Origin of the sequence: Variovorax sp. OK605, from assembly GCF_900115445.1 — a bacterium.
In the GTDB taxonomy this organism is placed as follows: domain Bacteria; phylum Pseudomonadota; class Gammaproteobacteria; order Burkholderiales; family Burkholderiaceae_C; genus Variovorax.
Genome location: NZ_FOWL01000015.1, coordinates 70,888 through 90,735, shown reverse-complemented (window position 1 = coordinate 90,735; position 19,848 = coordinate 70,888). Strand labels below are relative to the sequence as shown.

16 protein-coding genes and 1 riboswitch are annotated in these 19,848 nt (G+C 69.8%); of the genes, 4 read left to right on the top strand and 12 right to left on the bottom strand.

Going from position 1 to position 19,848, the window contains the following annotated elements; all coding sequences use genetic code 11:
- Positions 1 to 97: 97 nt before the first annotated feature.
- The 7 genes from BM013_RS30535 to BM013_RS30505 form a co-directional block, all read right to left on the bottom strand.
- Entirely contained in the window at positions 98 to 1,168 is a 1,071-nt protein-coding gene (locus BM013_RS30535) for a magnesium chelatase ATPase subunit I (RefSeq protein ID WP_093132107.1), read from the bottom strand.
- Entirely contained in the window at positions 1,165 to 4,992 is a 3,828-nt protein-coding gene (gene cobN, locus BM013_RS30530; RefSeq protein WP_093132105.1) for a cobaltochelatase subunit CobN, read from the bottom strand. Before cobN ends, BM013_RS30535 begins: the two co-directional genes overlap by 4 nt.
- 12 nt (positions 4,993 to 5,004) lie before the next feature.
- Positions 5,005 to 6,072, bottom strand: coding sequence for a cobalamin biosynthesis protein CobW (gene cobW / locus BM013_RS30525; RefSeq protein WP_093132103.1), 1,068 nt, complete (start codon positions 6,070 to 6,072; stop codon positions 5,005 to 5,007).
- Positions 6,073 to 6,261: 189 nt separating this feature from the next.
- The gene (locus tag BM013_RS30520) at positions 6,262 to 6,939 is read right to left on the bottom strand and encodes an energy-coupling factor ABC transporter permease (RefSeq protein WP_093132101.1); all 678 of its coding nucleotides are present in this window, start codon (positions 6,937 to 6,939) and stop codon (positions 6,262 to 6,264) included.
- Between the two features lie 73 nt (positions 6,940 to 7,012).
- Positions 7,013 to 8,557, bottom strand: a complete 1,545-nt coding sequence (locus BM013_RS30515; protein WP_093132099.1) for a PepSY domain-containing protein — start codon at positions 8,555 to 8,557, stop codon at positions 7,013 to 7,015.
- Between the two features lie 18 nt (positions 8,558 to 8,575).
- The gene (locus BM013_RS30510; RefSeq protein WP_256221782.1) at positions 8,576 to 10,570 is read right to left on the bottom strand and encodes a TonB-dependent receptor; all 1,995 of its coding nucleotides are present in this window, start codon (positions 10,568 to 10,570) and stop codon (positions 8,576 to 8,578) included.
- A gap of 355 nt (positions 10,571 to 10,925) precedes the next feature.
- A riboswitch (cobalamin riboswitch) is annotated at positions 10,926 to 11,203 on the bottom strand.
- Between the two features lie 37 nt (positions 11,204 to 11,240).
- Positions 11,241 to 11,543 carry a hypothetical protein gene (locus tag BM013_RS30505; RefSeq protein ID WP_093132096.1) on the bottom strand — a complete coding sequence of 101 codons (303 nt, stop codon included), beginning with the start codon at positions 11,541 to 11,543 and terminating at the stop codon, positions 11,241 to 11,243.
- Positions 11,544 to 11,693: 150 nt separating this feature from the next.
- Here BM013_RS30505 and BM013_RS30500 point away from each other — a divergent pair, with 150 nt between their 5' ends.
- Complete coding sequence (locus BM013_RS30500) at positions 11,694 to 12,098, top strand: hypothetical protein (RefSeq protein ID WP_093132094.1); 405 nt, start codon at positions 11,694 to 11,696, stop codon at positions 12,096 to 12,098.
- Positions 12,099 to 12,118: 20 nt separating this feature from the next.
- On the opposite strand, the gene ybaL is transcribed toward BM013_RS30500, so the two are convergent.
- The 3 genes from ybaL to phbB all read right to left on the bottom strand — a co-directional run bounded on the left by ybaL (position 12,119) and on the right by phbB (position 16,062).
- Entirely contained in the window at positions 12,119 to 13,819 is a 1,701-nt protein-coding gene (gene ybaL / locus BM013_RS30495; RefSeq protein ID WP_093132093.1) for a cation:proton antiporter domain-containing protein, read from the bottom strand.
- Positions 13,820 to 13,856: 37 nt separating this feature from the next.
- Positions 13,857 to 15,200 (bottom strand): dicarboxylate/amino acid:cation symporter, encoded by a 1,344-nt coding sequence (locus BM013_RS30490; RefSeq protein WP_093132091.1) that lies wholly within the window; start codon positions 15,198 to 15,200, stop codon positions 13,857 to 13,859.
- Between the two features lie 124 nt (positions 15,201 to 15,324).
- Complete coding sequence (gene phbB / locus BM013_RS30485; protein ID WP_093132090.1) at positions 15,325 to 16,062, bottom strand: acetoacetyl-CoA reductase; 738 nt, start codon at positions 16,060 to 16,062, stop codon at positions 15,325 to 15,327.
- 271 nt (positions 16,063 to 16,333) lie between these two features.
- Here phbB and BM013_RS30480 point away from each other — a divergent pair, with 271 nt between their 5' ends.
- Together BM013_RS30480 and BM013_RS30475 are read left to right on the top strand one after the other, a co-directional pair.
- On the top strand, positions 16,334 to 16,984 hold the full coding sequence (locus tag BM013_RS30480) for a DJ-1/PfpI family protein (RefSeq protein WP_093132088.1): 651 nt from the start codon (positions 16,334 to 16,336) through the stop codon (positions 16,982 to 16,984).
- Positions 16,981 to 17,508 (top strand): CinA family protein, encoded by a 528-nt coding sequence (locus BM013_RS30475; RefSeq protein ID WP_093132086.1) that lies wholly within the window; start codon positions 16,981 to 16,983, stop codon positions 17,506 to 17,508. Before BM013_RS30480 ends, BM013_RS30475 begins: the two co-directional genes overlap by 4 nt.
- An 82-nt stretch (positions 17,509 to 17,590) precedes the next feature.
- On the opposite strand, the gene BM013_RS30470 is transcribed toward BM013_RS30475, so the two are convergent.
- Complete coding sequence (locus BM013_RS30470) at positions 17,591 to 18,070, bottom strand: outer membrane protein assembly factor BamE (protein ID WP_177225621.1); 480 nt, start codon at positions 18,068 to 18,070, stop codon at positions 17,591 to 17,593.
- Between the two features lie 17 nt (positions 18,071 to 18,087).
- A complete protein-coding gene (locus BM013_RS30465) occupies positions 18,088 to 19,461 on the bottom strand; it encodes a YadA family autotransporter adhesin (RefSeq protein WP_256221781.1) in 1,374 nt (457 codons plus the stop codon).
- Between BM013_RS30465 and BM013_RS41965 the strand changes: the two genes are divergently transcribed.
- Positions 19,448 to 19,848 (top strand): hypothetical protein (locus tag BM013_RS41965; RefSeq protein ID WP_256221780.1); only part of this gene is annotated, 401 nt, incomplete at its 3' end. The genes BM013_RS30465 and BM013_RS41965 overlap by 14 nt on opposite strands.

Sequence of the window (19,848 nt, the reverse complement as noted above, 5' to 3'; positions counted from 1 at the left end):
GCCGTGCCTTGCGGCGCGGCCCCGTGCCATGCGTCCCTTTGCGTGCCCTGCCTCCGTTCACCCTGGCGCGCGCCAGCGGGTGCGGTGTCCCGGAGGCTCAGGCTTTTTTTGGGGCGGCCTGCTGCTGCGCGGAAATCAGCGGACGCAGCGGCTTCACGCGCTCGATGCCGACGGGCTCGGGCGGCATGGCGCCCCAGTCTTCATCAGCGGCGCCGGTCGAGCCCTTCGGCGGCGCATTGCGCGGCGCCGCCGAAGGCGCGGACATGGGCGCAGCCGCCGGCGGTGCGCTGGCCGATCCGGGCTTGCGGCGATGCAGCAGCACCGCCTCGGCCGCGCGTTGCACATGGTCGACGGCGATGGCCGCCGCCTCTTCCCATGCCGCGAGCGCGCGCGCCGAGCGCAGCATGACCAGGTCGGCGCGCAGCCCGTCGACACCGGCCTCGATGCACAGCGCGCCGACCGCCTCGTGCACCGCATCGCCGTAAGGCAGCGCGGACGCATCGGCCAGCCGCGCACGGGCACGAACCAGCGCGTCGGCCAGCTCGGCTTCTTCCTGCGCATGCTTCGCACGGAAGCCCTGCGGGTCGGCATCGAAGGCCAGCCGCGCGCGCACGATGGCCTTGCGCTCGGCCGCGTCCTCGATGTTGCGCAGCTGCACGCACAGCCCGAAGCGGTCGAGCAACTGCGGGCGCAGCGTGCCCTCCTCCGGGTTCATGGTGCCCACCAGCACGAAGCGCGCGGCATGCCGGTGCGAGATGCCGTCGCGCTCCACCACGTTCACGCCGCTGGCGGCCGCGTCGAGCAGCGAATCGATCAGCGCGTCGGGCAGCAGGTTGATCTCGTCCACGTACAGCACGCCGCCGTGCGCGCGCGCCAGCAGGCCGGGCGCGAACTTCAGTTCGTGCCCCGCCAGCGCCTGCCCCAGGTCGAGCGTGCCGACCAGGCTTTCGAGGCTCGCGCCCAGCGGCAGCGTGACGAAGGGCGCACCGGGCAGCAGCTCGGCCAGCGCACGCGCGGCCGTGGTCTTGGCGGTGCCGCGCGGGCCTTCGATCAGCACGCCGCCCAGTGCGGGATCGACCGCCGCCAGCAGCAGCGCCTGGCGCAGCCGCGGCTGGCCCGCGATCGCGGAAAAAGGGAACGGCACCGGCATCGGGGCGGCAGTGGTCATCGGGGGCTTCCTTCCATCTGTTGCTCCTGGTTGAGCAGCAGATTTTCCAATTGGTCTTTGTAGTCGCCGGGCTCCTGCCACAGGCCGCGCTGCATGGCTTCGAGCAGGCGGCTGAGCATGTCGTGCAGCGCGCGCGGATTGTGCTCGCGCACGAAGTCGCGCGTGGCGTCGTCGAGCACGTAGGCGTCGGCCACCATGGCGTACTGGTGGTCGCCGACCACGCGCGCGGTGGCGTCGAAGCCGAACAGGTAGTCCACCGTGGCGGCCATCTCGAAGGCGCCCTTGTAGCCGTGGCGCTTCACGCCGTCGATCCACTTCGGGTTGACCACGCGCGAGCGGATCACGCGGCTGATTTCTTCCTTCAGCGTGCGCACGCGCGGCGCCTGCGGGTTGCCGTGGTCGCCGTGGTACATGGCCGGCTGCCGGCCGCTCAGGTGGCGCACGGCAGCGGCCATGCCGCCCTGGAACTGGTAGTAGTCGTTGGAGTCGAGCAGGTCGTGCTCGCGGCTGTCCTGGTTCTGCATGACCACGTTCATGGCGCGCAGGCGGCGCACCAGCGCGTCGGTGGCCGGCACGCCGTCGCTGCCCTGCCCGTAGGCATGCGCGCTGCCGCCGACGTAGGCCTTCGACAGGTCGTCGTCGGTCTGCCAGGTGCCGTGGTCGAACAGCGGCTGCAGGCCCGAGCCGTAGCTGCCGGGCGCGGAGCCGAACACGCGCCAGCCGGCCTGCAGGCGGGCGGCTTCGGGTGCCACGCCCTGCGCCTGCAGCGCGGCGGCTTCGCGCAGGATGCGCGCGCGGATCGGGTTGCGCTCGGCGTCCTCGTCTTCCTGCGCGGCCACGGCCTGCACGGCGGCGTCGAACATCTGCACGGCGTTGGGAAAGGCGTCGCGGAAGAAGCCCGAGATGCGCAGCGTGACGTCGATGCGCGGGCGGCCGATGCCGACCGTGGGCAGCACCTCGAAGTCGACCACGCGCTGGCTGCCCGGCGCCCACTTGGGCCGCACGCCGATCAGCGCGAAGGCCTGCGCCAGGTCGTCGCCGCCGGTGCGCATGGTGGCCGTGCCCCACACCGACAGGCCCATGGCCACCGGGTAGTCGCCATGCTCCTGCAGGTGGCGCTCGACCAGCTGCGCGGCCGACTTGAGGCCCAGCATCCAGGCGGTGGGCGTGGGAATGGCGCGGGTGTCGACCGCGTAGAAATTGCGCCCGGTGGGCAGCACGTCGGGCCGGCCGCGCGAGGGCGAGCCGCTCGGCCCGGGCGGCACGAAGCGGCCTTGCAGCGCGCGCGAGAGCTGCAGCAGCTCCTGCGCGCCGCAGGCGTCGAGCGCGGGCGCCAGGCTGTGCGCGACGCGGCCCATCACGGCCGCCGTGCGCGGCAGGTCCGGCGGGCACGCGCCCTCTTCCAGCAACCGTTGCGCGAGCAGCTCCAGCCGTTCGCGCGTGTCGCCGTGGTGCCGCCATGCATCGACGCTGACCGATTGCAGCAGCGCGGGGCGCGCGCCCTGCCACGGCTTTGCCGCGTCGATGTCGAGCGGGTCGAAGTGCTCGCCCGGCAGCAGGTCGTGCGACAGCGCACCCAGCAGCCCGGCGTTCGCGCCCGCGCCGTCCAGCGCCGGGAAGCGGGCCAGCGCCAGCAGCGTGTCGCGCCGCAGGCGTTGTTGCGGCGACGCGCCGAACACATGCAGGCCGTCGCGAATCTGCGTTTCCTTCAGCTCGCACAGGTAGGCATCCACGCGCGCGAGCACGGCGTCGTCTTCCGCGCCGGGCATGCCCAGTTCCTCGACCAGGTGCTGCGCGCGAACCGCCGCCAGGATCTGCGCGCGCAGCACCTTGGCGCGGCGCGCGTCGACCAGCAGCGCGTCGTAGTACTCGTCGACCTGGCGCTCCAGGTCCTGCAGCGGCCCGTGGTTCTCGGCGCGCGTGAGCGGCGGCATCAGGTGGTCGACGATGACCGCCTGCGTGCGCCGCTTGGCCTGCGCGCCTTCGCCCGGGTCGTTCACGATGAAGGGGTACACGTTGGGCAGCGGCCCGAGGATGGCGTCGGGCCAGCAGGCCTGCGACAGCGCCAGGCTCTTGCCCGGCAGCCATTCGAGGTTGCCGTGCTTGCCGACGTGCACCACCGCGTCGATGGCGAACACTTCGCGCAGCCAGAAATAGAACGCGAGGTAGCTGTGCGGGGGCACCAGCTCGGCGTCGTGGTAGCTCGCGTAGTCGGCTGCGCCCTGCGCGCCGATCGCGCCCAATGAGCGCGCGGGCTGGATGCCGACGAACACGCGGCCCAGCCGCAGCCCGGCGATCATGAAGCGGCCCTGGCGCACCATCGGGTCCTGCTCGGGCATGCCCCAGCGCGCGTCGATGGCGTCGGCCATGCCTTCGGGCAAGGCCGCCAGGCGCGCGCGGTAGTCGGCGAGCGTGTAGCTCTGCCACGCGGGCCGCGAAGCCCATTGCGCGGGGTCGTTGGCAATGCCTTGCTGCAGCTTGCGCATGAGCGCGTCGCCGTCTTCCGGCATTGCATCGGCCTCGCCCAGCACATAGCCCTCGCAGCGCATCGCGCGCAGGATGGCGATGACCGAGGCCGGCGTGTCCAGCCCCACGCCGCTGCCGATGCGGCCTTCGCTGCCCGGGTAGTTCGCCAGGATCAGCGCGACGCGCTTGTCTTCGGCGCCAAGGCTGCGCAGGCGGCACCAGCGCCGCGCCAGCTCGGCCACGAAGGCCACGCGGTCGGGCTCGGGCTGGTAGTTGACCACCTCGGTCTGCGTGAGTTCGCAGCGGTGCGACAGGCCCTTGAAGCTCACGGCCCGCGTGACGATGCGGCCGTCCATCTCGGGCAGCGCGATCTGCATGGCGATGTCGCGCGGACGCAGGCCCTGGCTGTCGGCCAGCCAGTCCTCGCGGTTGCCGCCGCTCACGATGACCTGCAGCACGGGCGCGTCGCCGGCCAGCGCGAGGCCTTCGCCTTGTTCGTCTTTCGCGCCCTGGCCCAGCGCGGCGAACGCGGTGGTGTTGAGCACCACCTGCACGTCATGCGCGGTGCACAGTTCGCGCAGCACGGACAGGCACAGCGGGTCTTTCAGCGAATCGAGCGCGACCGGCAGCGGGTTGAGCCCTTCGGCGCTCAACGCCGCGGCCATCGCGTCGAAGGCCACGGTGTTGCCCGACTGCAGGTGCGAGCGGTAGAACACCAGCGCCACCACCGGCGCACCCGCGTGCCACCCGGCGCGCAGGTCGTCGATGCCCCCCACCGTGTGCGCGGCGGCCATGCCGCCCGGCACATGCAACGCCACCTGCGGCAGGCTGCGCGGCGGCAGCGGCGCCTCGCCATGGCCCAGGCCATGGAAAGCCACCGAGCGCAAAAACTGCATCGCATTGCCCGCGCCGCCGCTGCGCATGTACTGCCACAGCTGGCGGCTCACCGCGCGCGGCACGGTGCCGCGCGCGAGCAGGTCTTCGTCTTCCTGCAGGTCGCCCGAGAACATGGCGAGCTGCTGGCCCTTGCGCTTGGCGAGCTTCTCGAGTTGCTGCAGCCCGTAGGCCCAGGCCGATTCCGCCCCGAGGTGGTCGACCACCACCACGCGCGCATGCTGCAGCACCTCGTCGATGTACAGGTCGAGCGAGGCCGGCTGGCGCAGGTACATGAGGTTGGCCAGCCGCAGCGACGGGTAGCCCGGGTCGGTGGCCGCCAGCGACGTGCGCGCCGCGGCAAGCAGCGCGAGCGTGGTGTCGGCCGAGCTGAGCACCACGATGTCGCCCGGCGTCTGGTCGAGCCGGGTGACGACGCTGTCGTCCTCGACGAAGCGGCCGGGTTGGGTGCTCAGCAGGTGCATCGATCAGGCGCGTCAGGCCGCGACCGCGCTCGCCTCGTCCAGCGCCTTGCGCAGCGCGGCCTCGTCCAGGTCTTCGCCGATGAACACGAGCCGCGTGCGCTGCGCCTCGCCGTCGCGCCAGCGGCGGTCGAAGTGGTGATCGAAGCGGCGGCCCACGCCCTGCACCAGCAGGCGCATCGGCTTGCCCGGAACGGCCACGAAACCCTTCACGCGGTAGATGGTGTGCTGCTCGACCAGCCTGGCGAGCACGGCCAGCAGGCTGTCGCGGTCCACGGGCGGCAGCTCGATCACGAGCGAGTCGAACTCGTCGTGGTCATGGTCTTCCTCGTGGTCGTGGTGGCTTTCGCGCAGGTGGATGGTGGCCTCGGCCGCGCGGCCCTGGCCCAGCAGCAGCGCGAGCGGCAGCTTGCCTTCGGTGGCGGCGACGATCTTCACCTCGGGCGGCAGCTCTTCGCGCACCAGTGCCTCGACCTGCGCGCGCGTGGCGTCGTCCATCAGGTCGGTCTTGTTGAGCACCACCAGGTCGGCGGCCGAGAGCTGGTCTTCGAACAGCTCGTGCAGCGGCGACTCGTGGTCGAGGTTGGGGTCGGCGCGGCGGGCTTCGTCCACCGCTTCGGGGTTCGCGGCGAACTGGCCCGAGGCTGCGGCCGGGCCGTCGACCACCGTCACCACCGAGTCGACGGTGAAGATGTTCGCGATGTCCGGCCACTGGAAGGCCTGCACCAGCGGCTTGGGCAGCGCGAGGCCCGAGGTCTCGATGAGCACCGCGTCGATGTCGCCGCGGCGCTCGGCCAGCTGCAGCATCACGGGCAGGAACTCTTCCTGCACGGTGCAGCACACGCAGCCGTTGGCCAGCTCGTACAGCGCGCCCGCGCGCTCGTTGCCGTCGTCGTCGCAGCCGATGCCGCAGCCGCGAAGAATCTCGCCGTCGATGCCGAGCTCGCCGAACTCGTTGACGATCACCGCGATGCGGCGGCCCTCTGCGTTACCGAGGATGTGGCGCAGCAGCGTGGTCTTGCCGCTGCCCAGGAAGCCCGTGACGATGGTGACGGGGATCTTGGCGTTGCTTGCTTGGGTCATGGAGGTGTTCTTTCAGGCGCCGGGGGCCCAGGGCCGATGGCCGATGGCCGATGGGAAACAGGCGGGAGATGGTGAGCAGGAGATGCGGGGAGCAGGAGCCGGTCGCCCAACGGCGCGCCAGCTTCGGATTTTTCCAGAGATGCGCCGCGCCGCCCGGGCCATGCCCGAGAGACCGGCGACGGCCGCGGGTCAGGTGCTGCCGTACAGGCGGCGCTCGACGAAGACCGAGCCCTGCAGGCGGCGCCAGCCCTTGGCGGCGGCCAGCACGCCCAGGTCGACCAGCGGCTCGACCAGCACGACCGTCATGTAGGCCGCGCCGAAGCTGGCGATCTGGCTCAGGTTTTCGAGCCCCGTGCCGCGCCCGAAGAGCGCCCAGAAGCCGACCCACACCACGATGCCGCCCTGGTAGGCCACCGACAGCTTGAAGGCCTGCTGGTAGCTCAGGTCCACATAGGCCACGTTCTTGGGAATGATCCGCTGCGCCAGCGCGGCCGTGGCGAACAGCGGCACCAGCAGGGTGGTGACGTTCATGCCGTACTGCGGAATGTCCTGCGGCTCGAAGAACAGGCCCTGGATGAGCAGCCCGCCCGCCAGCCCGATGGCCGCGGGCGCCAGGCCGAACACCAGCAGCAGCGTGGTGCCCAGGATCAGGTGCACCTCGGACACGCCCACGGGGTGATGCGGCAGCACCTCGAAGAAGCAGAACACCAGTGCCACGGCAATGGCCGAGCGCAGCACCAGGGCGGCGGGCCCGTCCTTCATGAGGCTGTCGAAGGCCACCTTGCCCGTGTACGCGAGCGCGGCGGCCGCCGTGGCGTAGCTGAGGAATATCTTGGATCCGTCGACGAGACCGGGTTCGATGTGCATCTGGCACCTCCTGTGTTGCACCGCAGTGCGAAAGTTGATTGTTGGTGGATGGGCTTGCTCGCGCAAGCCCCTGTCATGAGCGCTGGGGCAAGCCCCGCGTTCTCGCTTGCGTTCTCGGGGCGGCCGTCGGCCGGGGCCGCAGCCGGCGCCAGCCGATCACCACGCCGCTGGCCGATGCCACGGCGCCGACGATCGACAGCAGCCACACCACGAGGTCCCAGGCCGGCCGGTACTGGATGAGCCAGGGAAAGTCGAGGCTGTGCGCCGCATTGAAGAGCCAGCGGCGCAGGCGCGTGTTGCGGTCGTTGCTGCCGGCGACCTGGCCGCTCGCGGGGTCGATGTAGACCCGGCTGCGCGCCGGGTCGTCGAACTCCACGCGCCAGATGGGCACGATGCGCTCGCGGTGGTGGCCATACCAGTGGAAGTCTTCGCGGGTCTGCAGCGTGGCCTCGGTGATGGCGGCGCCGGGGCGCAGGCGCGAGGCGGCGCGAACGATGTCGTCCTTGGCGATGGACGCGGGCGCTCCAGTCGCGGCATCGACCACGCGCACGCGCGCCTTGGCGTCGCGCAGCTGCAGCAGCGGCCGGCCGTCGAACCACAGCAGCACGGCCTCGCGCGGCGCGGCATCGCCCTCCCCGGCCGGCCATGCAGCGGGCGGCCACGGAAACGGCGACGCGCCGGCGCCGGTGTAGCTCGCCATGGCGGCCGCATCGCCCGGCCCGCGCTGGAACCAGCCGTTGGGGTTCATCGACAGCCAGCCGCTGACGATCCAGGTCAGCACGAAGAAGCCGCCGACGAGCCCGGCAATGTGGTGCCACGCCATCCACCCGGTGTAGGGCGTGACCGCGCCGTTGCGGAACCTGCGCCGCAGGCGCACCCGAAGGATGCCGATGACGATGCCCGTGACGGCCGAGACGATGCACGCCGCCGACAGCCACACCACCACCTCATGCCACAGCGGCGGGTCGGCGCGCAGCGGGGTGAAGTAGATCCAGTGCGGCACGGAACCCAGCCAGTTCCACAAGCGCTCCGAGCGCGTGGTGTCGCGCACCACCTCGCCGTTGCGCTGTGACACGTACAGCTCGGTGCCGGCGGCGTCGCCGACCTCGATGCGGTGCAGCGGGCGCAGCGGGTTCAGGCCCTGCGGCACGGTCCACTGGTCGCGCTCGAGCGTCTCGGCCCAGCGCGCGCCGGGCCGGCCCGAGAAGGCGCGCGCAATGGCTTCGGCCTGCGCGGCATCGACCGGGCCGGGCACGCGGCCGTCGCGCGCCGACAGGGTGTGCCGCCCGCCGCGCGCATCGACGATGCGCCAGACCGGTTGCGGGTCGGTGCCGCCCTGCGTCTCCAGCCCCATGCGCCGCGGCGGCAGCCCGCGCAGGTCTTCCGGCAGCGCATGGAGCGCGGCCGCGGGCGAGACCTGCGCCTGCTCGAAGCGCAGCGGCGCGAGCCCGGCCAGCCGCTCTTCGTCCGTGAGGTTGGGATAGCCCACGTACATCATCACCACGCCCGAGACGAACCACATGACGAACAACAGGCAGCCGCCGATGCCCAGCCACCGGTGCGTCCAGTAGAGCCAGTGCCGGATGCGCGGCCAGGCGCGGCGCCATGCGGAGGTCATGCGAAAGTCCCGTCCCGCTCAGAAGTTGACCAGCGCCGACAGCTCGAACGAGCGCGGACGGCCCAGCAGCCACTGGTTGCCGCTGTTCGAGAACGACACCGGGTACTTGCGGTCGGCCAGGTTGTAGGCGCGCAGCGCCAGCTTCAGCGACGGGCTGGCCTGCCAGCTCACCGAGGCGTCGGCCACGGTGTACGAGCCGATCTTGCGGGTGTTGGCCGTGTCGACCTGGCGCGGGCCGACGTAGCGCACGCCAAAGGCGGCTTCCCATTGCGGCAGGAAGCGCCAGTTGAGCCACAGGTTGGCCGCTTCCTCGGGCACGCCGGTGGGCGTGTTGCCCGCGCGCGAGACCAGCTTGCCGCTCACCACCTCGTCGAAGTCGTCATAGCGCGCGCGCAGCTTGGCCACGTTGGCCTCCAGGTTCAGCGTGGACGTGAGCGCCAGGTCGAGCGTGGCCTCGACGCCTTCGGACGACTGCTGGCCGATCTGCTGCGTCTTGTTGGGGTCGCTGGCGTCGCGCGACAGCAGCTTGTTCTTCTCGATGCGGTAGGCCGCCACCGTCCAGGCGCCGCGGTTGCCGGCCAGCTGGCGCTTGTAGCCGACCTCGACCTGCTTGCCGGTGCTGAGCTCGAACGGCGCCTGCGTGGAGGACGTGCTCACGAGCGAGGTCAACGGATCGGCCGCGCGCGCCACCTGCGCATAGAACGACTGCGACGCGTCGGGCGCGTACACCACGCCCAGGCGGCCGGTGCCGTAGACGAAGGTCTTGTCCAGGTTGTTGGCCGCGTTCTGCAGGTCGCTGCGTGCGATCTTCGCGTGGTCCCAGCGCAGGCTGCCCACCACCGACCACCGGTCGTTGAAGGCCAGCTTGTCTTCGGTGAAGAAGGCGTAGGTGTCGGTCTTCGTCCTGTAGCGCGGCGTGTAGGCCACGGGCGACGCGTAGTTTCCGGGGGTGAACACGAACGGGTCGACCACCGAACGGCCGCCGTAGGGCGAGTCGTTGGAGTGCGTGAAGTCGATGCGGTTCACGTCGAAGCCCACCAGCACCTGGTTGGCCAGGCCGAACAGCTTGTGCCTGAAGGTGGCGTCGGTGCGGCTGCCGATCTGCTCCTGGTCGTGGCCGATTTCCAGGTAGTCGCCGCGCGTCACGCGGCGCGTGGTGGCATTGAAGGTGTAGGTCTCGCTGTTGCGCCAGTGGCGCTTGCTCTCCAACCGGTAGAGCTGGTTGCGCACGGTGACGGCGGCGTTGGGCGTCCATTGCGCGTCGAGCCGGGTCCACTTGTCGCGGTACTTGATTTCCGAGTCGTCCAGGTCGTAGTTCTGGCGCAGGGTCTGGCTGCTCAGGCGGCCGTCGATCAGCGGCACGCCGTAGTAGCGCTGCGGCGACTGCCGGCCTTCGTCGTGCGAGAGCGTGAACTGCAGCTGCGGCGACACATCGAGCCGCACGGCCGCGCTCACGGCCAGGCTCTCGGCCTCGCCGCGCTGCATGAAGCCGTCGCTCTGGCGGTGGCTGATGTCGAAGCGGTAGGACAGCTTGTCGTCGATCGCCCCGCCGCTGCCGAAGGCCACCTGGCGGGTGGCGTCGGAGCCCAGCGTGAGCAGCGCCTCGTTCTGGATCGGGCCGCGCGTAGGCTTCCTGGGCACCACGTTGATGGCACCGCCGATGGCGCCTTCGCCGTACATGACCGAGGCCGCGCCGCGCAGCACCTCGATGCGCTCGACCGACCAGGTGTCGAAGGGGAAGGTGACCGTGCCCGCGGCCGCGTACATGCGCGTGCCGTCGAACAGCTGCATCACCGAGCCGTGGCCCAGGAAGCCGCGCGCCGCCATCGCGGTGCCGCCGTTGCCCGGCCCGGGCGAGCCGGTGATGCCGGTGGCGCGGGTGGCCGCGTCGATCACCGACACGTCGCCGCGCGCGCGGATGGTGTCGCCCGTCAGCACCTCGATGCTGGCCGGTGTTTCCAGCGGCGTGAGGCCCAGGCGGCTGCCGGTGAACGAAGGCTCGTCGATGGCCATCGGCGTGCGTCGCTCGGCCTCGACCTGCACCGGCTTGAGGCTCTGGCCTCCTCCCGCTTCACCCGGTTGCGCGAAGGCGGCGGAAGGCCCGAAAGCCAGGCCCAGTCCGAGCGAAAGACCTGAAAGGCCTGACAGACCCGAAAAGCCCGAAAGACGTGCCCGATGCCGCGGTGCGCGCGTACCCAAGCGCGCGCGATGGCGCGCGGCTGCAGATGCCTGACCCATGAGATGTCCCCTCCGGCCTGCGTCCCCGCAGGCTCCCGACCGATGAAGGACGAAGCGGGAGAGGCGAAGGGACTGCGGCGGTCCGCGCAAGCGCGAAAGGCGGCAGGCCCGGACACGCACTCCCGCAGCGTCCGAAGGCGGTTGCGAAGGCCGGTATCCGGGCTTGCGGAGCGCCGCGGCGCGCACTGAGGCAGTGCGCGCCGCGGCAGAAACCCTCGCCTTCCCACGCCGAAGCGCAGTGGCTGCCGGCCTCCCCGAGGAGGCGCTGGCTGGAGGATTTCCGATCCGCTGACCGTTGCGGGGGCAGCGCAGGAATGACCGCATCGGCAATGACGCGGCGCACCTGCTTCCCGTTTAACCCCGGCGCCATGGGATGGCGGGCGGGGCACCTTCGAACCGTTTGGATCGGTGCCGCCGGAAGAACCGGCACACCGAACCGGCGAAATTATAGGGAGCCGGCCTTGGCACCGTCGGTGCCGAAGAGCCGCCGCATCACGGCGACGCCGGCCACCAGCGCGTTCGAGTAGGTGGCGTAGGGCTCGTGGGCGGCTTCCAGCGGCACGTACACGTGGGAGGTTTCGCCGGGCGTGCCGGTGGTGCCTGCGGCAGCGCCGGCAGTGGCGGCAGCGTCGGCATGGGGCGAATCGGGCATGTCCGGCCGGTCGTCCACCGCTTCCATGATCACCCAATAGAACTCACCCGCCTCCAGTTCATGGACGGTGAGCGCGACGTTTCTCGGTGTGGCCATGGGATTGAAGATGGGGTGGTGATAGGTGAATGGGTAGAGGACGCGTCCGGTTGACAGCTTCCGGGCTTCTCCTACAGAGCCTGCCCGCGGCACGACCTAATGTTGATTTCAGGGACCGTCAGAGAACCTTTTCAGGACACAGGAGGCCATATGAAGCAATTCACTCTGGAACCCCGCATGCGGGCGACCATCGGTGGAGCCTTTTATCCCACCGGCTACTCGATCGTCATGTTTCCGGACCCGGGCGATGCCGACCGCATCGGCCACCAGCTGATCGAGAAAGGAATGAGCGGCGACGAGGTCTACCTGCTGCCCCCGCAGACGGTGCTGGCCGAGATCTCGCCGACGGTGAAGACCTCCGACGACCCGCTGCCCTCCGCCGGCACCGATGCGGCCACGGTACGCGCCTATACCAAGCTGGCCCGCGAAGGCCATGCCGGCCTGCTGGTGAAGACCAGGGACGGCGCGGCGGCCGAACGGCTGATGGAGCTGGTTCGCACCGTGCCCTATTCCATTGCGCAGCGCTACCGCACCCTGGTGATCGAAGACCTCTGAAAACGAAGAGGCCGGCGTCTTCAAGCCGGCACGGCCATGGAAACGGCGCGCTGCACCACGTCGCGCGCCATGGCTTGCGCGAGTTCATGCTCGCCCAGGAACACGGTGGCCGAAGTCTCCTGCGTGAGCAGCTTCGCCTCGTGTTCGTTGTGGCTGCGAATCACCGTCTGGATGGTGGGGTTGAGCGTACGCGCGGTTTCCATCATCTGGCGCACGTTCATGGCGTCGGGCGTGGCCACCACCAGCACGCGGGCGCGCGCAACGTGTGCCTGGATCAGCACGGCCGGGTCGGCCGCGTCGCCCCATACGGCCGGCGTGCCCGCCTCGCGCAGCTTCTCGACCAGCTCGCGGTTCTGCTCGGCCACCACGTAGGGAATGTCGTGCGCGTCGAGTTCGGCCGCAATGCGCCGGCCGACCCGGCCGTAGCCCACCAGCACCACCTGGCGCGACAGGTACCTGGCCTCGGTGGTCGTGGGCAGCTCGGCCAGCGGATCGTCGCGCGACTCCAGCCCCCGCGCGAACGACGAATGCGCGTGCAGCCATTTCTGCATCGGCCCGATCAGGCTGAACCACAGCGGGTTGGTGGCGATCGAAATGAGCGCGCCGGCCAGCACCAGGCTCTGCCCTTCCACCGGCAGCAGCCCGAGCGACACGCCCAGGCCGGCCAGGATGAACGAGAACTCGCCGATCTGTGCCAGGCTGGCGCTCACCGTGAGCGCCGTGCCCAGCGGGTAGCGGAACACCAGCACCAGCGCGCAGGCCGCGAGCGACTTGCCCAGCACGATCACCAGCACCACCGCCAGCACCTGCAGCGGCCGCTCGATGAGCACCGACGGGTCGAACAGCATGCCGACCGACACGAAGAACAGCACCGCGAAAGCGTCGCGCAACGGCAGCGACTCCTGCGCGGCGCGGTGGCTGAACTGCGACTCGCGCATGACCATGCCGGCGAAGAACGCGCCCAGCGCGAACGACACGCCGAACAGCGCCGCCGAGGCGAAGGCGATGCTCACCGCCGCGGCCACCACGCACAGCGTGAACAGCTCGCGCGAACCGGTGCGCGTGACCTGCCAGAGGATCCAGGGGAACACGCGGCGTCCCACCACCAGCATGAGCGCCACGAAGCCGCCGACCTGCAGCAGCGTGAGGCCCAGCGTCTGCCACAGCGGATCGGCCGGGCCGGACTGCGTGCCGCCCAGCGTGCCCGCCAGCGGCGGCATCAGCACGAGCACCAGCACCATGGCCAGGTCCTCGACCACCAGCCAGCCGATGGCGATGCGGCCGGTGAACGAATCGAGGATGCCCAGGCTCTCGAGCGCGCGCAGCAGCACGACCGTGCTGGCCACCGAGAGCGCCAGCCCGAACACCAGCGCCGCGCCGGGGCTCCAGCCCCACCACATGGCCAGGCCGCCGCCGAGCAGCGTGGCCACGCCGATCTGCGCCAGCGCGCCGGGCAGCGCGATCTTGCGCACGGCCAGCAGGTCGTCGAGCGAGAAATGAAGGCCGACGCCGAACATCAGCAGCATCACGCCGATTTCGGCGAGCTGGGCGGCAATGCCCGCGTCGGCCACGAAGCCCGGGGTGAACGGGCCGATGATCACGCCGGCCAGCAGGTAGCCGACCAGCGCCGGCAACCGCAACTTGGTCGCCAGGAATCCGAACACCAGCGCCAGCCCCAGGCCGGCGGCGATCGTGTTGATGAGGGAAACGCTGTGGGGCATCGCCGCATTTTGCAGGAACGATGCCTACCCCTTCATGTCAGCCGGCCATCTTGCTGCTGCGCGCCGCGTCCAGCGCCTCGGGCTCCTGCGCCTCGACCCAGGTCTCGTTGTTCAGCGCGGCCTGCAGCCGGTTCTCGTCGAGCTCGTTGGTCCACTTGGCCACCACGATCGTGGCCACGCCGTTGCCGATCAGGTTGGTCAGCGCGCGCGCTTCCGACATGAAGCGGTCGATGCCCAGGATCAGCGCCAGCCCCGCCACCGGCACGTGGCCCACCGCCGACAGCGTGGCCGCCAGCACGATGAAGCCGCTGCCCGTGACGCCCGCGGCGCCCTTCGAGGTGAGCAGCAGCACGGCCAGCAGCGTGATCTGCTGCGTGAGGGTCATGTGGGTGTTGGTGGCCTGCGCGATGAACACCGCCGCCATCGTCAGGTAGATCGAGGTGCCGTCGAGGTTGAACGAGTAGCCCGTGGGAATCACCAGGCCCACGCAGGTCTTGTTGGCGCCCAGGTTCTCCATCTTCTCCATCATGCGCGGCAGCACCGACTCGCTGGACGAGGTGCCCAGCACGATCAGCAGCTCTTCCTTGATGTACTTGATGAACTTCCAGATGCTGAAGCCGTGGAAGCGCGCGATGAGCCCCAGCACCACGAAGATGAACAGCAGGCAGGTCAGGTAGAACGTGCCCATCAGCTTGCCCAGCGAGAACAGGCTGCCCAGGCCGTACTTGCCGATGGTGAAGGCCATGGCGCCGAAGGCACCGATGGGCGCCAGCTTCATGATGTAGTTGACGATGCCGAAGAGCACGTGCGAGCCCTTCTCGATCACGTCGAACACCAGCGTGCCGCGTCCGCCGAAACGGTGCAGCGCAAAGCCGAACAGCACCGCGATCAGCAGCACCTGCAGGATCTCGCCCTTGGCGAAGGCGTCGACCAGCGTGTTGGGAATGATGTTCAGGATGAAGTCGACCGTGCCGGTCATCTTGCCCGGGCCGGTGTACGAGGCGATGGCCTTGGTGTCGAGCGTGGCCGGGTCGACGTTCATGCCGGCGCCGGGCTGCAGCACGTTGACCAGCACCAGGCCGACCAGCAGCGCGATGCTGCTCACGATCTCGAAGTACAGCAGCGCCAGCCCGCCGGTCTTGCCGACCTTCTTCATGTCTTCCATGCCGGCGATGCCCACCACCACCGTGCAGAAGATGATCGGCGCGATGATCATCTTGATCAGCTTGATGAAGCCGTCGCCCAGCGGCTTCATGGCCTCGCCGGCCGCCGGATAGAAATGGCCGAGCAGCACGCCGATGATCACCGCGGTGATCACCTGCACGTAGAGGGAGCGGTAGATCGGGAGCTTCTTGGCAGGTGTGTTTGTTGTGTGTTCCATGGTGCCTCCGGAAGGATTGAAAAATTCAAGCCGGCATCGCCTTCTCTCCATTCGTACCGGCTGCGTTTCGGGCGCAAAAAAACCCGCCAGGGCGGGTTTCTTGTTCAGGTGCGGGTCAGCATCCTCAGTGCATGTGCAAGCCGCCGTTGACCGAGAAGTCGGCCCCCGTGCTGTAGCCGCCTTCGTCGGTGGCGAGCCAAGAGATGATGGAAGCGATTTCGCTCGGCTCGCCCAGGCGCTTGACCGGGATCGTGGCCACGATCTTGTCGAGCACTTCCTGGCGGATGGCCTTGACCATGTCGGTGCCGATGTAGCCCGGGCTCACGGTGTTCACCGTCACGCCCTTGTTCGCGAGCTCCTGCGCCAGCGCCATGGTGAAGCCGTGCATGCCGGCCTTGGCCGCGGAGTAGTTGGTCTGGCCGGCCTGGCCCTTGGCGCCGTTCACCGAGCTGATGTTGATGATGCGGCCCCAGCCCTTTTCGACCATGTCGCCCACCACCTGCTTGGTGACGTTGAACATGCTGTTCAGGTTGGTCTCGATCACCGCGCTCCAGTCCTCGGGCGTCATCTTGAGGAACATGCGGTCCCGCGTGATGCCGGCGTTGTTCACCAGCACGTCGATGGCGCCGTGCGCGGCCTTGGCGGCGGAGAACGCTTCGACGGTGGATTGCCAGTCGCCGACATTGCCGACCGACGCGTGGAAATCGAAGCCTTCGGCTTTCTGTTCGGCGAGCCACTTGGCGTAGTCGCGCGTAGGGCCGCAACCGGCGATCACGGTGAACCCGTCCCTGTGCAGGCGTTGGCAGATGGCTGTTCCGATGCCACCCATGCCCCCGGTGACATATGCAACTTTCTTGCTCATGAGATTTCCTTTATGTACGTAGCAAAAGCCTGAACGGCCGCCTTCACTCTAGCGAGTTTCAGGCCATGGCCCTCTGAGGAAAACACTGAGCCAAGCTTGCAACCAGCTGTCACGAAGCGGCCCCGTGTCCGGCCTCTGTCCACCCGTTTGTACTCGCACTGCCGCGTTGGTTCCACCTCGCGTGTACGCTCTTGCGCGGGCGTCGCCGAAACGGCTGCTCGCACGGCCATGCATCGGCCACGCACCGGTCTTTACCAAGGAGTTCGAAAGTATGAGTTTCGGAATCATCGTCTTCCCCGACGTCGAGGAACTCGACTTCGTCGGCCCCTGGGAAATGCTGACCATGTGGAGCAAGCTGGCCGGCGGCCCGGCGCACTGCCTCATCGTGGCCGAGAAGCGCGAGCCGGTGGTCTGCGCCAAGGGCCTGTCGGTCAACCCGCACGTATCGTTCGGCGAATGCCCGCCGCTGGACTACCTGCTCGTGCCCGGCGGCATGGGCACGCGCCGCGAGGTCGACAACCCGGCCATGACACGCTTCCTGGCCGACCAGGCACCTGGCTGCAAGGCGCTGCTGTCGGTATGCACAGGCGCCTTCGTGCTGCACGCGGCCGGCCTGCTCTCGGGCCGCACCGCGACCACCCACTGGGGGTCGCTCGACCGGCTGCGCGCGCTGGGCGACGTGAAAGTGGTCGAGCAGCGCTTCGTGCAGGACGGCAACGTCTGGACCTCGGCGGGGGTATCGGCCGGTACCGACCTGATGCTGGCCTTCATCGCGCACACCGCGGGCGAGGAAGCCGCGGCCAAGGTGCAGCTGCAGGCCGAGTACTACCCGGCCGACACGGTATACGGCAGTACCGCGAGCCACGAGCGCGCGCCGGCCTATGTGAAGCGCCCCGGCAAACCCTTCGGCAAGACCGCATGAACACCACCCCGTTGCCCGTTCCCCTGCTTGAACCCCTGGCCGTTCTCGCCGCGCGCGTGGGCGAGACGCTGCGCGCGCGCGGGCAGACCGTGTCGGTGGTCGAGTCCTCGGCCGGCGGGCTGGTGTCGGCCGCCCTGCTCGCCGTGCCGGGCGCGTCGGCCTACTTCCGCGGCGGCGCGGTCGTCTATTCGCGGCGCGCCGGCCGCGCGCTGCTCGGCCTGACCGCCGAGGACATGACCGGCCTGCGCGGAGAAACCGAACCCTATGCGCGCCTGGTCGCGGGCCGGGTGCGCGACACCCACCACACGAGCTGGGGCATCAGCGAAAGCGGCGCGGCCGGCCCGGCGGGCAGCCCGTACGGCGACGCGCCGGGGCACGTGTGCCTGGCCATCGTCGGCGCGGTCACGGTGAGCCGCACCATCGAGAACGGCGGCACCGACCGGCCAAAGAACATGGAGGTGTTCGCGCGGCAGCTGCTTGCGTTGTTCGACGAAACGCTGCGGGCGCAAGAGACCTCCGCCTGAGCCGCCGCGCCGGTGGCGCCGGGCACGAACTTGCGGGCGGGCGCCGCCACCGGGACCGGCACGGTCCGCGCGGCACAGACGCTCACCTGGGCGGACCGGCCCGCTCCCTGGCCAGCAGGTCGGCGCATGCCGCGGGCTTCCAGTGGAAGCTCCGCGCCAGAGACGCCCGATCGAAGACAACCTTGTACTGGCACTTCGCGGCAGCGCCGTCGCGCGTGCGAAGCTCGAAGAGGTAGTCCCATTCGCGCACACCGCCCAGGCCTTCGCCGAAATGCGGCGCGCCTGCGAGGCCCCGAAGCTGTTCCTTTGTCAGGCCGGGTCCGATGGCTCGCAGGTCGTCCGTGTTCACGAACGCCCCCTCCTTCATCCAGGCGTCCCTGGCCGGGTCCGGGAAGACAGCCTGCCGCACCTGGCCCTCGTCGCCGATGTCCTTGCTCGGGTTCGACATGCAGGCTTGCAGGGCCATGAACGCCACCGCGCTCGCCGCCAGTGCCGCGAGGCGGCCCGGAGTCGTTGTTTTCGTCATATTCGGGTTCGGGTGATGTGGTGTGTCGATGGCCATGAGGGTTCGATCGCCGTTCATTCCCACACGCCGGTGATGCCGACGCGAAAGCCGATCGTTCCGGCCGTTGCCGCGGAAACACCGCCGGTGACGCTCCAGCGACCGTTCTCCGCCGTCTTGCGCACCGACACGCCGATGGCCGACTGGCCGCTGTAGGTGCCCATGGCGGCCGAGTAGGTGAACTTGCCCGCGATGTAGGGCGCGCTTTCCATTGCCATCGCCGAGGCAACGCCGGCGTAGGAGCGCTTGGCCACGTTCTGCACCGCCTGCCCGACCCGGTTGACGCGCGCGTCGGTGTAGGCCGCGCCGGCCATCGCCGCGCCCGCCAGCTGGTTCATGTTCACCGCGTCGGTGCCCTGCACGCCGGGCGCCACGTTGCCGATGCGCGTGCCGTCCGGCGCCTGAGCGTTGCCCAGCGTGACCTGGCTGTAGTCGGGGCTGCCGTCGGGGTTCTGCGCGTACTGCACGCTGCCGGCCTTGACCGCGCTCGCCGACGCCCTGAGTTGCGCCACGTTGGTCGCGTCGCTGTCCGCCGTCCCCGCCGCCACGCCGGTGATCTGGCGGTACTGGCCCTTGGCCGCATCGCCCACCGACACCGCGGCCAGGGTGCTCGTGGTGGCCTTGACCGCCGCCACCTGCCCGGCGCTGGCGCCTGGCGGCACGTAGCCCGCCACGCCAGCGGCCGTGGACGCCACCGAGCCCGAGCCCAACGCCACGCCGCCGGTGTGTTGCACCACGGCGTTGAACCCGATGGCCGTGCCTCTGGAGACGTTCGGGGCCTGGCTCAGCGGCGTGCCGCCCGCATCGGCGCCGTCGCCCAGCGCGGCGCCGCCGCCGCCCGCACGGGCGTTGGCACCGATGGCTTGCGAGTCCGCCGCGGCCAACGCGCCGGTGCCGACGGCGATGGCGTTCGCCTCGATGGCCTTCGCACCGAAACCCATCGCCACGGCTGCGTGGGCCGCCGCGTTGGCGCCTTTGCCGACGGCCAACGCGTTGTCGCCGCTGGCGCTCGACAGCGGGCCGATCGCAACGGCCTCCTGCCCGCTGGCCACGGCACCCGGTGCCGTCGCGTTGGCCTGGAAGTACTTGGTGCCGGCGTTGTAGATGGTGTTGACCGCCGTGCTCAGGCTGCCGACATTGCTGCCGGTGGTGCTCAGGCCGGTCGAAAGACTGCCGATGCCGCTGATCGCGCCGACCAGGCCGGTGGACAGGCTGGAGATGCCGCTGGTTGCCGTGCTGAGGCCGCTCGAGGTCGAGGTCGACAGACCGTTGATGCTGCTCGCGGCAGTGCTCAGACCTGACGATGTCGAGGCCGACAGGCTCCTGACGCTGCTGTCCGTCGTGCTCAGGCCGGTAGACAAGCTCGAGATGCCGCTCGTGGCGGTGCTCAAACCTGACGATGTCGAGGTCGACAGGCTGGCCAGGCTGCTGTCCGTGCTGCTGAGACCCGTCGACAAGCTTGCGATGCCACTGGTCGCAGTGCTCAAGCCCGAGGACGTCGAGGTCGACAGGCTGGCCAAGCTGCTGTCCGTGGTGCTCAGGCCCGTGGACAGGCTCGAGATGCCACTGGTCGCAGTGCTCAAGCCGCTCGACGTCGAAGTCGAGAGGCTGTTGATACCGCTCGTGGCAGTGCTCAAGCCCGACGATGTCGAAGTCGACAGACTGGCCAAGCTGCTGTCCGTGGTGCTGAGACCCGTCGACAAGCTCGAGATGCCGCTGGTCGCCGTGCTCAGTCCGCTCGAGGTCGAAGTCGAGAGGCTGTTGATGCCGCTAGCGGC

Coding starts and splice junctions, on each gene's coding strand:
- BM013_RS30535 (WP_093132107.1), bottom strand. CDS start 1,168: ATGACCACTGCCGCCCCGATGCCGGTGCCGTTCCCTTTTTCCGCGATC.
- cobN (WP_093132105.1), bottom strand. CDS start 4,992: ATGCACCTGCTGAGCACCCAACCCGGCCGCTTCGTCGAGGACGACAGC.
- cobW (WP_093132103.1), bottom strand. CDS start 6,072: ATGACCCAAGCAAGCAACGCCAAGATCCCCGTCACCATCGTCACGGGC.
- BM013_RS30520 (WP_093132101.1), bottom strand. CDS start 6,939: ATGCACATCGAACCCGGTCTCGTCGACGGATCCAAGATATTCCTCAGC.
- BM013_RS30515 (WP_093132099.1), bottom strand. CDS start 8,557: ATGACCTCCGCATGGCGCCGCGCCTGGCCGCGCATCCGGCACTGGCTC.
- BM013_RS30510 (WP_256221782.1), bottom strand. CDS start 10,570: ATGGCCATCGACGAGCCTTCGTTCACCGGCAGCCGCCTGGGCCTCACG.
- BM013_RS30505 (WP_093132096.1), bottom strand. CDS start 11,543: ATGGCCACACCGAGAAACGTCGCGCTCACCGTCCATGAACTGGAGGCG.
- BM013_RS30500 (WP_093132094.1), top strand. CDS start 11,694: ATGAAGCAATTCACTCTGGAACCCCGCATGCGGGCGACCATCGGTGGA.
- ybaL (WP_093132093.1), bottom strand. CDS start 13,819: ATGCCCCACAGCGTTTCCCTCATCAACACGATCGCCGCCGGCCTGGGG.
- BM013_RS30490 (WP_093132091.1), bottom strand. CDS start 15,200: ATGGAACACACAACAAACACACCTGCCAAGAAGCTCCCGATCTACCGC.
- phbB (WP_093132090.1), bottom strand. CDS start 16,062: ATGAGCAAGAAAGTTGCATATGTCACCGGGGGCATGGGTGGCATCGGA.
- BM013_RS30480 (WP_093132088.1), top strand. CDS start 16,334: ATGAGTTTCGGAATCATCGTCTTCCCCGACGTCGAGGAACTCGACTTC.
- BM013_RS30475 (WP_093132086.1), top strand. CDS start 16,981: ATGAACACCACCCCGTTGCCCGTTCCCCTGCTTGAACCCCTGGCCGTT.
- BM013_RS30470 (WP_177225621.1), bottom strand. CDS start 18,070: ATGGCCATCGACACACCACATCACCCGAACCCGAATATGACGAAAACA.